At 71.5% G+C, this 13,048-nt stretch carries 10 protein-coding genes and 2 tRNA genes; 4 read left to right on the top strand and 8 right to left on the bottom strand.

What is annotated here, in order from left to right:
• Positions 1–16: 16 nt before the first annotated feature.
• Positions 17–90: transfer RNA gene (locus tag AB0K92_RS09680), tRNA-Lys, on the top strand.
• Positions 91–138: 48 nt separating this feature from the next.
• Here AB0K92_RS09680 and AB0K92_RS09675 read toward each other — a convergent pair.
• The 3 genes from AB0K92_RS09675 to AB0K92_RS09665 all read right to left on the bottom strand — a co-directional run bounded on the left by AB0K92_RS09675 (position 139) and on the right by AB0K92_RS09665 (position 3,496).
• Complete coding sequence (locus AB0K92_RS09675; RefSeq protein WP_365921067.1) at positions 139–744, bottom strand: lytic polysaccharide monooxygenase; 606 nt, start codon at positions 742–744, stop codon at positions 139–141.
• Between the two features lie 201 nt (positions 745–945).
• Complete coding sequence (locus tag AB0K92_RS09670; RefSeq protein WP_365921065.1) at positions 946–2,052, bottom strand: SPFH domain-containing protein; 1,107 nt, start codon at positions 2,050–2,052, stop codon at positions 946–948.
• Positions 2,053–2,155: 103 nt separating this feature from the next.
• Positions 2,156–3,496, bottom strand: coding sequence for a peptidoglycan-binding protein (locus AB0K92_RS09665; protein WP_365921063.1), 1,341 nt, complete (start codon positions 3,494–3,496; stop codon positions 2,156–2,158).
• A 196-nt stretch (positions 3,497–3,692) separates the two neighbouring features.
• Between AB0K92_RS09665 and AB0K92_RS09660 the strand changes: the two genes are divergently transcribed.
• The 3 genes from AB0K92_RS09660 (at position 3,693) to AB0K92_RS09650 (ending at position 8,239) form a co-directional block, all read left to right on the top strand.
• Positions 3,693–3,766: transfer RNA gene (locus AB0K92_RS09660), tRNA-Lys, on the top strand.
• 532 nt (positions 3,767–4,298) lie between these two features.
• Positions 4,299–6,305 carry a glycosyltransferase family 2 protein gene (locus AB0K92_RS09655; protein WP_365921061.1) on the top strand — a complete coding sequence of 669 codons (2,007 nt, stop codon included), beginning with the start codon at positions 4,299–4,301 and terminating at the stop codon, positions 6,303–6,305.
• Positions 6,302–8,239: a kelch motif-containing protein gene (locus AB0K92_RS09650; RefSeq protein WP_365921059.1), complete on the top strand. Its 1,938-nt coding sequence runs from the start codon at positions 6,302–6,304 to the stop codon at positions 8,237–8,239. The genes AB0K92_RS09655 and AB0K92_RS09650 overlap by 4 nt, the downstream gene beginning before the upstream one ends.
• 96 nt (positions 8,240–8,335) lie before the next feature.
• Here the strand turns inward: AB0K92_RS09650 and AB0K92_RS09645 are convergent, their stop codons facing one another.
• The 5 genes from AB0K92_RS09645 to AB0K92_RS09625 all read right to left on the bottom strand — a co-directional run bounded on the left by AB0K92_RS09645 (position 8,336) and on the right by AB0K92_RS09625 (position 12,751).
• Positions 8,336–9,358, bottom strand: coding sequence for a glycoside hydrolase family 6 protein (locus tag AB0K92_RS09645; RefSeq protein WP_365921057.1), 1,023 nt, complete (start codon positions 9,356–9,358; stop codon positions 8,336–8,338).
• Positions 9,359–9,421: 63 nt separating this feature from the next.
• On the bottom strand, positions 9,422–10,087 hold the full coding sequence (locus tag AB0K92_RS09640; RefSeq protein WP_365921055.1) for a class F sortase: 666 nt from the start codon (positions 10,085–10,087) through the stop codon (positions 9,422–9,424).
• A gap of 2 nt (positions 10,088–10,089) precedes the next feature.
• Complete coding sequence (locus tag AB0K92_RS09635; protein WP_365921053.1) at positions 10,090–10,716, bottom strand: hypothetical protein; 627 nt, start codon at positions 10,714–10,716, stop codon at positions 10,090–10,092.
• 124 nt (positions 10,717–10,840) lie between these two features.
• Entirely contained in the window at positions 10,841–11,620 is a 780-nt protein-coding gene (locus AB0K92_RS09630) for an HAD-IIA family hydrolase (protein ID WP_365921051.1), read from the bottom strand.
• 189 nt (positions 11,621–11,809) lie between these two features.
• Positions 11,810–12,751, bottom strand: a complete 942-nt coding sequence (locus tag AB0K92_RS09625; protein ID WP_365921049.1) for a hypothetical protein — start codon at positions 12,749–12,751, stop codon at positions 11,810–11,812.
• Positions 12,752–13,048 lie beyond the last annotated feature (297 nt).

The following is a 13,048-nucleotide window of genomic DNA, read 5'->3' as shown; positions in this document are numbered from 1 at the left end:
GGAAGGCGAGAGTCATGCGCCGCTAGCTCAGTTGGTTAGAGCAGCTGACTCTTAATCAGCGGGTCCGGGGTTCGAGTCCCTGGCGGCGCACAGCAGAGGGCCCCCTCGCGAGAGCGAGGGGGCCCTTTCCGTTGCCGTCTAGAACGTGACGTCCGAGCAGGCGTAGAACGCGTTGCCGGTGTCCGCGATCGTCCACACCGCGAGGATCACGTGCCGTCCGCTGAGCCCGGACGGCAGCGTGCCGCTGTGCGAGAGGGTCTGCGGCGGGCGCTGGCCGCCGTAGGGCACCGTCAGGAACGGCGTGAGGTTGAGGTCGGAGCGGGACAGGTTGTGGTTCTGGTTCCAGCCCGGCTTGGTGATGTAGTACTTGAAGTCGGTCGTGGCGTGCATCGCCGTGAACTGCCAGCGGAAGGTGTAGCTCTGCCCGCCGGTGACCTTGGTGGCCGGCCACGCGCCGCCCGAGGGGGTCTTCGGGCTGTCGAGCTGGGCGAAGCGGGTGTTGTTGCCGGAGCAGAGCTGCCCGTCGGCGGGCCCGGACGCGGGGAAGCCCTTGGGGCCCTCGACGCTCTGCGGCTCCCACTGGATGGCGCCGCAGTTGGTCACCGTGCCGTTCTGGCACAGCTTCTGCCTGCTGATGGGGAGGTCGGTGTAGCCGTGGCCGGTGGCCGCGCCGGAGGAGAGCACGAGGGCTCCGGTCGTCGCCAGTCCGACCGCGACCGCGGACAACTTGGTCTTGGTGCGCATGCTGCCGCTCCTCGGGGATGTGGGGGAGGTTCGGTGAGCCGTGCAGTGGTGCACGTAGGTCTAGACCAAGTCCCAGACTATTGCCGATAGTTGAACATGTCCATACCAATAGCGGAGTGAGGCGCGTCCCGGCACCCCCTTGCGCGACACGCGCCCGCGAGGGTCACGCACCCCCCGGCTCACGCGCGCCCTTCACCGGGGTCACGCGCCCGTCTCCCCCCGCCCCGCGCAGAACGCCACCGTCAGGTCCTTCACGAGCGCCTTGCGCTCGTAGTCGTCCAGCTCCACCAGGCCGCGCATGGTCAGCCGGGTCACCGTGTCCTCCACCGAGTCCACCACCGAGGAGAGCACGCTCGCCCGGTGCTGGGCGTCCAGCGCGGCGATCTTTCGGCGGTGCATCGCGGCGGCGACCTCGGGGGCGTACTCGATCCGCACCGGCTGCACCGAGAACACCTCCAGGCCCACCGGTGCCGTGTCCGTCGCCACCAGCCGGGTCAGCGTCTCCGCGGCGGCCGGCACCGAGCCGCCCCCGCCCGGCGTCTCCACCGGCACCCGGGCCAGCGCCGCCTCCACGCACTCGCGCAGATAGCCCTCGTGGTCCTCCATCCCGAGCACGGCCCGCGCGGTGTCCCGCACCCGCCACACCACCAGCACCACCACCCGCAGCGCCACCCCGCTGCCGTCCGAGGCGGGCATCGGCTCGCTGCGCCAGTGCCGCAGCCGCACGTCGACCCGGCGGCGCAGCAGCAGCGGGTTGACCCAGAGCAGGCCGGTGCGGCGGACGGTCCCCCGGTAGCGGCCGAACAGGTCCAGCACCCAGGCCCGCCCGGTCCGGCCCCGGGCCAGCCCGCCGAACCCGAACAGCCCGAGCGCCCCGGCCCCGGCGTACGCCGCCCACTGCGCGGGGCCCAGGCCGGCCGGCGCCGCGGCGGGCAGCCCGAGCGCGGCGACCGCGAGCGGCGGCAGCGTGCCCGCCCACCAGGAGGTGGCCAGCGCGCCGGCCGCCCCGGCCGTGCCGGCCAGCACGCCCACCGCGCCGGGCAGCACCCGGGCGGGCCGCTCGGCCAGCTCCGGGTCGACCTCGGGCACCGGCCGGGTCCGCGCGGGTGCCGGGCGCCGCAGCCGCGGCTGTTCGCCGGTGCCCTGCCGGCGGCCGACCACGGCCGGCCTCAGCGGCACCGGCGCCGGGTCGGGGTCGTCCCGGAAGAGCAGGTGGACGGGGATCTCGGTGGTCGCCTCGTTCTGGATGAGGCGACCCGGGCGGGCTGTGCCGCCGGGGTCGGGTGTGTGTGCGGGGGTCGTACTCATGCGTGCCTCCAGCCTCCGCGCCAGATGCGTCACAGATGGGCCCGTACGGGTCGTCCGTACCGGGGTCGTGCGGGGTGGGCGTACGAGGTGGTCGTACGGGTGGTCAGGAGAAGAGCCGGCGCCACGTCTCCGGGCCGGGGTAGCCGTCCGCCGCGCCGCCGCGCCAGCCCTGGGCGCGCTGGAAGGCCTCGACGTTGCGCCGGTCCGCCTCGCCCCAGAGGGGTCCGGGCCCGGTGGTGTAGTGCCGGCCGAACCCCTTCTTCACGAGCTGCCGGCCGAGCAGCGTGACGTACTCGTTGCGGGCGCCCGGCCGGAACATCGCCCGGCCGGGGAAGGCCGGGACCCGCCCCGTCTGCGCCCCGGACGCGCCCGCCGTCCCCGCGGTGACGTTCCGGCCGCGGCCGCTGATCAGCAGGTCCCAGGTCTTCGGCCCGGGCAGCCCGTCCGCCGCCGCGCCCGTCCAGCCCTGGGCCAGCTGGAACGCCTGGGTCGCCCTGCGGTCGGCCTCGGTCCAGCGCGGTCCGGGCCCCGAGGTGTAGAAGCGCCCGGCGCCGCGCTGGACCAGCATCCGGCCGAGCAGGGTGACGTACGGGTTGTTCGCGCCGGGGCCGAAGTAGGCCACACCGGGGAAGGGCGTGGCCACCGGGCCGCCACCGCCGCCTCCCCCAACCCCTCCGCCTCCCCCGGCCGCTCCGCCCGGCTGGGCGCCCGGGGTGCCCGACGCCTTCAGCCCCTTGTAGCGGTAGGCGACATAGCGGTCGGAGTTCGTCCAGTAGGCGTAGGGGGTGGCCTGCCCGCGGGCGTGCGGGCGGGTCGACTCGTAGGCGATGTAGAAGGAGCGGGTGTAGTCCGTCCAGCCGCCGAAGATCACCACGTGGGAGCCTCGCTCGGGGTCCGCCGGATTGTGGAAGAGGAGGATGTCGCCGGGCTGCAGCTCGTCCTTGCCGATGCGCACGCCGTACTGGTGCAGGGTGCCCGTCCACTCGTTGCCCGGCAGGCCCCACGCCATGGAGACGAACCCGGAGCAGTCCTGCCGGTACCCGTCGGACCAGTACCGGGTCATGCTGTACGGCACTCGCGCCGCGACCCAGGTCTTGGCCCGCCGGATGATCTCCGCCCGGGTGGTGGCGGGCGCCTTCGCCGGGAGGTTCGGGGTGGCCGGTTTGCCCGCCGGGCCGTGCAGGGGCGCCTTGCTCCCCTGGGGGGTCTCGGGCTCGTCACCTGCGGGAACGCCGGGGTGCTGGGGGGCGTGCGGGGCGGCGAGGGCCGGTGCCGGGGTGGGGGCCGCGGCGAGAGCGGCCGCCGTCGCGGCGGTGACGGCCACGGCACGGGGGGTGAGGGAACGGCCCCCGGGAGGGGGCGGCAGGGCGCGGCGCGCGGTGACGCAGCCGGGGCAGTCGCAGTCGCGCGGGGGATCGAGCTCTGCGAAAACCGGAGTCTCCATGCGATTCCCCTCACACTCCTGGCGGGAATGTCCACACTTGTGCACGTTGATCAGTTTCACAACTGTCGCCGGGGCCCGCATGTTGACGGTCCGAATGATGTACGGGCGGGCCTGACCCCGGACCGGCGACTGTCATGCACAGGGCGAGCGGTCGGGAGCACCCCCGGACGTCCTGTAGAGTTATCGACGTCAGCAGGCGCCGCTAGCTCAGTTGGTTAGAGCAGCTGACTCTTAATCAGCGGGTCCGGGGTTCGAGTCCCTGGCGGCGCACAGACGAAAAAAGGCCCCTCGCTTCAGGCGAGGGGCCTTTTCGTTGTCGTTCGCACGGATGATCGAAGGTGTGGTGCGGGGCGTGCACCAAAGACAGGGAAGAAGCACGCCGAGGCATTGAACGAAACACCTTCGCCATCCGTACGCATTCGTGCACGACTGGCCACAAGCGCACCAGCAGAAGCCATCATGCGCACCAATGAGCGCGTATAGCCGGTAAATACCGTGTATCGCGTCTTGCGATCATGCTGAACGCCGTAGAACCCTGGCTCTCAAGAGGCCGCGGATACGCGCCAATTGGGGGGCAGGGAAATCCGGTTGCCGGATGCGGCGGGGAGAAGGAGGCCCCGGTTCATGGAGCGATGCCGAGGGGGGCATCATGCAACCGGAAGCTCGCAGTTCCATGTCTATAGGGTGTGGACCATGTGGTGAACTGCGGCGCACCACTGACACGCCCGGGAAGGTCGAGGGGGACCGGAACGGGCGAAGGAACCGACTGACACGCGCTGACCCGCGTGTGGGGGGATGACTCATGACGTCGACGCCGACGGGCGCCCGGCAGAACTTCGACCCGTCCCAGACCACTCAGCTGAGGGTGCCGGGGCACCGGCTGGGCACCACCGGGACTTTCCGGCGCATCAAGAAGACGCTGCCGAAGTACGACTACGAGCACTACAGCCGGCTCGCGGGTCCCCTCACCCAGCCCGACCCGAACAAGCCGTACACGGTGCAGTACCGCTCCCTGATCTCCCAGGAGCCGCACCGGATACGGGTGGCCCTGATGCTGATGGCCGCGCCGGTGCTCTCGGTGGTCCTGCTGGTCTGGCTGCTCCAGCCGGAGCACTGGACCGAGCGGGACTACCCGGCGTACGACTTCCTGCCCGCGCTCGACGTCGTGATGCTGGTCTCGATCGGTCTGATCGAGTTCTTCCGCTGCATGAACGTGGTGTCCAACGCGCACGCCACGCTGGTCGCCCGCGACCCGGTCCCGGTGGTCCCGGAGACCGGCACCAGAGTGGCCTTCCTCACCTCCTTCGTGCCCGGCAAGGAGCCGCTGGAGATGGTGACGAAGACCCTGGAGGCGGCCGTGCGGATCCGCCACCGGGGCGTGATGCACGTCTGGCTGCTCGACGAGGGCGACGACCCGGAGGTCAAGGAGGTCTGCGCCCGGCTCGGCGTGCGCCACTTCTCCCGCAAGGGCGTCGCGAAGTGGAACCAGGCCAAGGGCCCGCACCGCGCCAAGACCAAGCACGGCAACTACAACGCCTGGCTCGACGCGCACGGCGACGACTACGACTACTTCGCCTCCGTCGACACCGACCACGTGCCGCTGCCCAACTACCTGGAGCGGATGCTCGGCTTCTTCCGCGACCCGGACGTCGGCTTCGTCATCGGCCCGCAGGTGTACGGCAACTACGACAACTTCGTCACCAAGGCCGCCGAGTCGCAGCAGTTCCTCTTCCACGCGCTGATCCAGCGGGCCGGCAACCGCTACGGCGGCCCCATGTTCGTCGGCACCTCCAACGCGGTGCGCATCAAGGCCCTCAAGCAGATCGGCGGCCTGTACGACTCGATCACCGAGGACATGGCCACCGGCTTCGAGATCCACCGCCACAAGAACCCGGCGACCGGGCGGAAGTGGAAGTCGGTCTACACCCCGGACGTGCTCGCCGTCGGCGAGGGCCCGAGCGCCTGGACGGACTTCTTCACCCAGCAGATGCGCTGGTCGCGCGGCACGTACGAGACGATCCTCAAGCAGTACTGGAAGGGCTGGTACTCGCTGCCGCCGAGCAAGCTCTTCAACTACACGATGATGATCATCTTCTACCCGATGTCCGCCCTGAACTGGATCCTGGCGGCGCTCAGCTGCGCGCTGTTCCTGGGCCTGGGCGCCTCGGGTGTGAACATCGACCCGACCGTGTGGCTGATGCTCTACGGCAACGCGTCCGCGCTCCAGATCGGCCTGTACATCTGGAACCGCCGCCACAACGTCTCGCCGCACGAGCCGGAGGGCTCCGGCGGTGTCGCCGGCATGGTGATGTCCGCGCTGTCCGCGCCGCTGTACGCCAAGGCGCTGATCGACTCCGTGCTGCGCCGCAAGAGCAAGTTCGTGGTGACGCCCAAGGGTGACTCGGCCAGCCCGGACCGCTGGCTCGGCACCTTCCGGTACCACTGGTACTTCATCGTGATCTTCGGCGCCTCGATCGTCGCCGGGTTCGTCCTCGGCAACGCCCACCCGGCGATGGTCGTCTGGGCGATGTTCGCGATGCTGATCACCGCCTTCCCCGTCTTCGTCTGGCGTCATGAACTGCGGCAGGCCAGGAAGAAGCCCGCGGCGAGGCATGCGCGGGCCGCCGCCGAGCCGCACCGGACGCAGCCGCTGCCCATCCCGCAGCAGCAGTCCGTCCCGCAGCAGCCCGCCGCGCCGCACGCCCCGCAGCCCCGGCCCACCTGGGCCGGCGCCGACGCGGGAAACGACGGGGACAACGACCAGACCATGCAGATCGCCCTTGGTGGACTTGGGGGACGTAAGGAATGAAAGACCGTGCCGGCCGCCGCCGCGCCCGTCGATTCGCGATAGGCACGGCGGTGGTAGTCGCGCTGGCCGGGATGAACGGACCGTGGCTCTACCGCTTCGGTACCGAGAAGTACCACCAGTACCAAATCAACCGACCCGAGTACAAAGCGGAGAACGGCCACTGGGAGATCGTCGAATTTCCCGAGGAATACCGGCTCAACACCATTCACGCGGCGCTGCTGCGCACCGGCAAGGTGCTGCTCGTCGCGGGGTCGGGAAACAACCAGGACAACTTCGACGCGAAGAAGTACGACACCCGGATCTGGGACCCGGTGAAGGGCACCATCAAGAAGGTGCCGACGCCCAACGACCTGTTCTGCACCGGGCACACACAGCTGGCGAACGGCAACCTGCTCATCGCCGGCGGCACGAAGCGGTACGAGAAGCTCAAGGGTGACGTCACAAAGGCCGGCGGCCTGATGATCGTCCACAACGAGAACCCGGACAAGCCGATCACGCTGCCCGCCGGCACCGAGTTCACCGGCAAGGAGAACGGCAAGACGTTCGTCTCCCAGGACCCGGTGCTGGTGCCGCGCGCGAAGAAGGTGTTCGACCCGGCCACCGGCCGGTTCCTGCGCAACGACCCGGGCCTCGGACGTATCTACGTCGAGGCGCAGAAGAGCGGCGCGAAGTACGAGACCGGTACGCAGGACAACTACCGCGTGCAGGGCCTGACCGGCGCCGACGCCCGCAACACCTACGGCATCGCGCAGAAACTCGCCCTGGACAAGAAGGACTTCCAAGGCATCCGGGACGCCTACGAGTTCGACGTGGTCGCCGAGAAGTACATCAAGGTCGACCCGATGAAGGAGGCCCGCTGGTACCCGACGCTCACCACGCTGAGCGACGGGAAGATCCTCAGCGTCTCCGGGCTGGACGACATCGGCCAGCTGGTGCCGGGCAAGAACGAGATCTACGACCCGAAGACGAAGAAGTGGGCGTACACCGGCAAGGTCCGCCAGTTCCCGACGTATCCCGCGCTGTTCCTGATGCAGAACGGGAAGATCTTCTACTCGGGGTCCAACGCGGGCTACGGCCCGGACGACGTGGGGCGTGACCCCGGTGTCTGGGACGTGGACCGCAACACGTTCACGAAGATCCCCGGCATGAGCGACGCCGACCGGCTGGAGACCTCCGGGACGGTGCTGCTGCCGCCCGCGCAGGACGAGAAGTACATGGTGATCGGCGGCGGCGGGGTCGGCGAGTCCAAGCTGTCCAGCGAGAAGACCCGGATCGTGGATCTGAAGGCGGACCGGCCGCGGTTCGTGGACGGGCCGTCGCTGGACAAGGGCACGCGCTACCCGCAGGCGTCGATCCTGCCGGACGACAGCGTGCTGGTGTCCGGCGGCTCGGAGGACTACCGGGGGCGGGGCGACTCCAACATTCTGGAGGCGCGGCTCTACCACCCGGACGGCAACTCCTTCGAGCGGGTCGCCGACCCCCTGGTCGGGCGGAACTACCACTCCGGGTCGATCCTGCTGCCGGACGGGTCCGTGATGTTCTTCGGCTCCGACTCGCTGTTCGCGGACAAGGCGAACACCAAGCCGGGGAAGTTCGAGCAGCGGATCGAGATCTACCGGCCGCCGTATCTGTTCCGCGGGTCGCGGCCCTCGCTGTCCGGGGGGCCGCAGACGATCGAGCGCGGGGAGTCGGGGACGTTCACCTCGTCGCACGCCTCGTCCATCAAGAAGGTGCGGCTGATCCGGCCGAGCGCGTCCACGCATGTGACGGACGTGGACCAGCGGTCCATCGCGCTGGACTTCACGACGTCCGGGGACAAGGTGACCGTGACGGTGCCGGAGAACCGGAACCTGGTGCAGGCGGGGTGGTACATGCTGTTCGTCGACGACGAGCAGGGGACGCCGTCCGAGGCGCAGTGGGTTCGGGTGCCGTAGCGCTCCCGCGGGGTCGTTGTCGGGTGCCGCAGCGCTCCCGCGGATTCGTTGTCGGGTGCGGGAGCGCTGTGGTACTTCGCGCAGTTCCCCGCGCCCCTAACCCCTTGATGCCCGGGCGAGTTCCAAGGCGTAGTCCGGCCACCACTCGCCCGCCTTCGGGCCGCCCTTGCATTCGCCGTCCGATTCTCCGGGGCGTTTGATCCAGAGGTAGGCGTCGACCAGGGGGTCGGCCGTCTCGGTGGTGGGGGTCTCGCCCAGGGCGCGGCCCGGGGGGTTGCACCAGCGTTCGTCGGGGTTGCCCTCGGTGTAGGGGCCGTTGCCGTTGCGGCTGGTGTCGATGACGAAGGGCTTGCCGCCGACCTTGGCGGACAGTTCCTTGCCGTAGGCGATGGAGTCCTGGGTCGTGTAGAAGTTCGAGACGTTGACGGCGAAGCCGTCGGCCTGGTCGATGCCGGCCCGCTTGAGGGGTTCGAAGATCTGGTCGGGGTGGCCCCAGCCGGCGTTGCCCGCGTCCAGGTAGACCTTGGTGTTCTTCAGGGACTTCAGGGTGGTGACGGCGCCCTTGAGCAGGTCGTAGCGCTCCTCGTGGTACTCGGGCGCCGTGCAGTTGTCGACCATGTGCAGGACGGCGTCCGGTTCGAGGATCACCGCCGCGGGGCGGTCGCCGATGCCCTGGGCGACGCGGTCGACGAACGCGCGGTAGGCGTTGCCGTCGGCGGCGCCGCCGCCGGAGAACTGGCCGCAGTCGCGGTGCGGGATGTTGTAGAGGACGAGCAGCGCGGTGCGGTCGGCCCGGGCGGCGGCCTCGGTGAAGCCGCGCGCCTGCTCCTCGGGGTTCTCGGGGCTGATCCACTCGCCGGTCGGCTGCTGCGCTATCTTGCGGATCTGCCCGGCCTCGGCCTTCTTGCCGGCCTTCTCGTAGGCGGCGACCTGCTGGGCCGCGTTGCCGTCCGGGTTGACCCAGAACGGGGCGATGCTCTTGGGCTGCTGGGTGATGCCCGCCGCCGCCCCGTGCGCGGGTTCGTCCTCGTCGTCGGAGGAGCATCCCGCGATCAGCAGTGCCGCCCCCAGCACCGCCGCGGTCGCCCGCACTCCGGCCGCCCCCCTGCTGCCGTACATCCCACTCCCCCTCGGGTGCAGCGCTGTTCCCGGCTCAATCCTGGCACAAGTCGCCGAGGCGGGTCAGAGGACCGTGCCGGTGAGGTACGCGGAGACGATCACGTTGGCGGTGTAGCTGCGGCTCGCCTTGTCGAAGCTGCCACCGCAGGTGATCAGCCGCAGTTCGGCGCGGCCGTCCTTGCGCGGCCCGTAGGCCTGCTGGGCGTCGAAGCGGTCGCGGGTGACGACCTGGATGTCGTCGACGGTGAACTCGGCGACCGTGCCGTCGTCGCGGACGACCCGCACGGTGTGTCCGGCGCGCAGGGCGCTGAGCTTGTAGAAGACGGCGGGCCGGGTCTCGGTGTCGACGTGGCCGACCATCACCGCGGTGCCGGCCGCGCCCGGTGCGGCGCCGGCCGCGTACCAGCCGACGACGCCCGGCTGGTCGTACGGCGGCGGGTCGACGGCGCCCTGGGCGTCGAGGCCGCGGGCGACCACCGGTGCCTGGATGCCGAGCCCGGGGATGTCGAGGCGCTGGGGCAGCGCCTCGCCGAGCGGGCTGCGGGCGGGTGGCAGCCGGACGTCCGGGGGACGCCCGACCGCCGCCATGTCACCGGTCTTCGGCCCGGATATGCCGTGCCCCACATCGGTCGCCTCGCGGCCCCACAGCCACAGCCCGAGCAGCAGTACCGCCCAGGCCACGCCGGCGATGAGCCGTCCGGTGCCCGTGGTGTATTCCCGGTCGGACATGGTCAGCCCGCCTTGCGGCCACGGCGGGCGCGGCCGGTCATGACGACCGCGGCGGCGCCGGCCGCGAGGAGCAGTCCGGTGACCGCGTGGGCGGCCCCCGGTCCGGTGGAGTCGGTGTCGACGGCCGCCAGGTGCGCGGTGCCGCCGCCGCCCGCACGGACCGGGGCGGTCGGCGAGGCGGGCGCGGTGGGCGTCATCGGGTTCGGGGCGGCCGGCGACGCGGGTGCGATGGGCGCCGCTGGGTCGAGGGCAGCCGAGTCGGGCGCGGTGGGCGCCGCCGGGTCCGCGGAGGCGGCGAGGCCGACGGTGAAGCGGGTCTTCAAAGACTTCTCGCCGCAGACGATCCTGACGTCGTACGGGCCGGGGCGGACCGTGGAGCGGACCTGGGTCTCCCCGGCGAGCGCGCCGTCGTCGGCGACCGTCAGCCGGGCGGCGGAGACGAACGCGTCCGAGGCGGCGGTGCCGGTCCTGCCGGGGCACCCGGTGCCCCGCAGCGCGATCGCGCCGCCGGGCGCCGGGGAGGACGGGCTGACGTGCTCTCCGCCGTCCGTCGCATGGGCCGGGGCCGGCGCGAGCGCGGCGGTGGCGGCCAGGACGCCGGTACTGAGAGTGAGTCGCAGAGAACTCATCGTGAACCTCCAGACATCTGGAGACTCCCCCGCGCGGCCCGGTCCCGCATCCTCAGCGGGGGCCGGACTGGTCCGAACGGGTGGCGTTCGCCCCCCGGGTGGTTGACCCCGGTGGCGGAGACCCCTAGACGAGGTCCACGAGGTCGGCAATCGAGTCCACGACGTGCGAGGGCCGGTACGGGAAGTCCTCGACCTGCTCGGGCCGGGTCAGGCCGGTGAGCACGAGGAACGTCTGCATCCCGGCCTCGATGCCGGCCAGGACGTCGGTGTCCATCCGGTCGCCGATCATCGCGCTGGTCTCGGAGTGGGCGCCGATCGCGTTCAGGCCGGTGCGCATCATCAGCGGGTTGGGCTTGCCCGCGAAGTACGGCTTGCGGCCGGTCGCCTTGGTGATCAGCGCGGCGACCGCGCCGGTGGCGGGCAGCGGGCCCTCGGTGGACGGGCCGGTCTCGTCCGGGTTGGTGCAGATGAACCGGGCGCCGCCGTTGATCAGGCGGACCGCCTTGGTCATGGCCTCGAAGGAGTAGGTGCGGGTCTCGCCGAGGACGACGTAGTCCGGCTCGTGGTCGGTGAGGATGTAGCCGATGTCGTGCAGCGCGGTGGTCAGGCCCGCCTCGCCGATGACGTACGCCGAGCCGCCGGGGCGCTGGTCGTCCAGGAACTTGGCGGTGGCCAGGGCCGAGGTCCAGATGTTCTCGACCGGCACCTGAAGGCCCATGCGGTTCAGGCGGGCCTGCAGATCGCGCGGGGTGTAGATCGAGTTGTTGGTGAGGACGAGGAAGGGCTTGCCGGACTCGCGCAGCTTCTTGATGAAGGCGTCGGCACCGGGAATGGGGACGCCCTCGTGGATCAGAACCCCGTCCATGTCGGTGAGCCACGACTCGATGGGCCTGCGGTCTGCCATGTGCTGCAACTCCTGGCGTACGTGCGGATGTACTCGGGGGCGCCGGAACCACGGCGTACCGACGCCCCCAGCGTAGTCAGGAGGTGGTGATCCTGACCCCGTCGATCACCTGGTACCCGTGACCGGGCTCCTGGTGCCGCACCGGCCGGCCGCTCGTCCGGCGGACGATCGGGCCGCGCCTCGGGGCGCTCAGGCGCGGCGCCCCCGTGCGCGGTACAGGGCCGTGCCGGCCAGGAAGAGCAGGGCGACCGCGAGGGCGCCGTGGGCGAGGAGGACGGGGCCAGTGGCGGCGAGCTCGTCGGCGCGGCCGGGGAAGGGGGTGGTGTCCCGCAGCCCCGGGGAGAGCGAGGCGTCGGGTTCCGCCTCCGGGGACGCCTCGGGATCGCCCTCGGGGGCGGGAGTCTCGCCCGGAACGGTGCCGATGCCGAAGCGGTAGTCGTTCGACTGCCCGACCCAGTCCCCGTCGTCCTCCCGGCGCTGCACGACGGCCGCGGTCGCCGTGACCTGGTTCGGCCGGGCGTCCGGGGTGAACGCGAGGCGCACCTTCACCCTCACGGTCCCCTGCGGGCCGACCGTGAACCCGGGAAACCCGTCGTCGAACGCGCCCACCAGCTCGTCCCGGTCGGTCGCCACGAAGCGGACGGGGTGCGGCTCGGCGCGGGTGCCGTCGTAGAACTCCAGGCGCGCCTGGGAGGGCTTCAGCGTGCGCTTCTCGTCCACCAGGACGACCACCGGGTGGATGCCCGCGCAGGGGCGGTCGGTGGTGTTGGTGAGGTCCAGGTACCAGGTCGCGTATCCCCCGCCGGCCGTGTACGCGTCGGGGCCGCCGTGGATGCGGCTGGTGAGGGGGAAGGCGCGGCTGTCGGGGGCGGCGCAACTGGGGGCCAGTGTGACCACCGGGCTCGGCACCGGGGTGGCGGCGGCGTGCGCCGGGACGGGGGCGGGGAGAAGGGCGGCGGCGTGCGCCGGGACGGGCGCGGGGAGAAGGGCGGCGGCGTGCGCCGGGACGGGCGCGGGGAGAAGGGCGGCGGCGTGCGCCGGGACGGGGGCGGAGAGGAGGGCGGCGGCTGCTGCGAGGCAGAGGGGGGCGGGGGTGCGGTGGTGCCGGCGCGGTCTCGGAAACAGTCGCATGAACACATGACCATGCCGGGTGGGGGCGGGGGTGGGGAGCAGGCGCTCCGGGTGGGGCGGGAAGTGCGCTCGATCAGCGGAGGGGTGGGAAGCGGCGGGAGCGGGGGCACGGAGGGCGGCGGGTCGACCGTGGTCGGTGTCGGTCAGCCCGTCCGGCGTTCGAGGACGAGGCCCGTTCAGGGCCGGAGCGGGGGCGCGGGGGCGCTGTCAGGGCGGTTGGGCGACCGTGCGGCGGTCCGGCGGCGGCGGGTTCACTCATCCCTCACCTGTCCTTCGCGTCACCGCCCCAGTGAGGGC

Origin of the sequence: Streptomyces sp. NPDC052687, assembly GCF_040678395.1 — a bacterium.
In the GTDB taxonomy this organism is placed as follows: Bacteria; Actinomycetota; Actinomycetes; order Streptomycetales; family Streptomycetaceae; genus Streptomyces.
The sequence above is the reverse complement of the archived record's forward strand: the minus strand, read 5'-3'. Positions and strand labels throughout refer to the sequence as shown.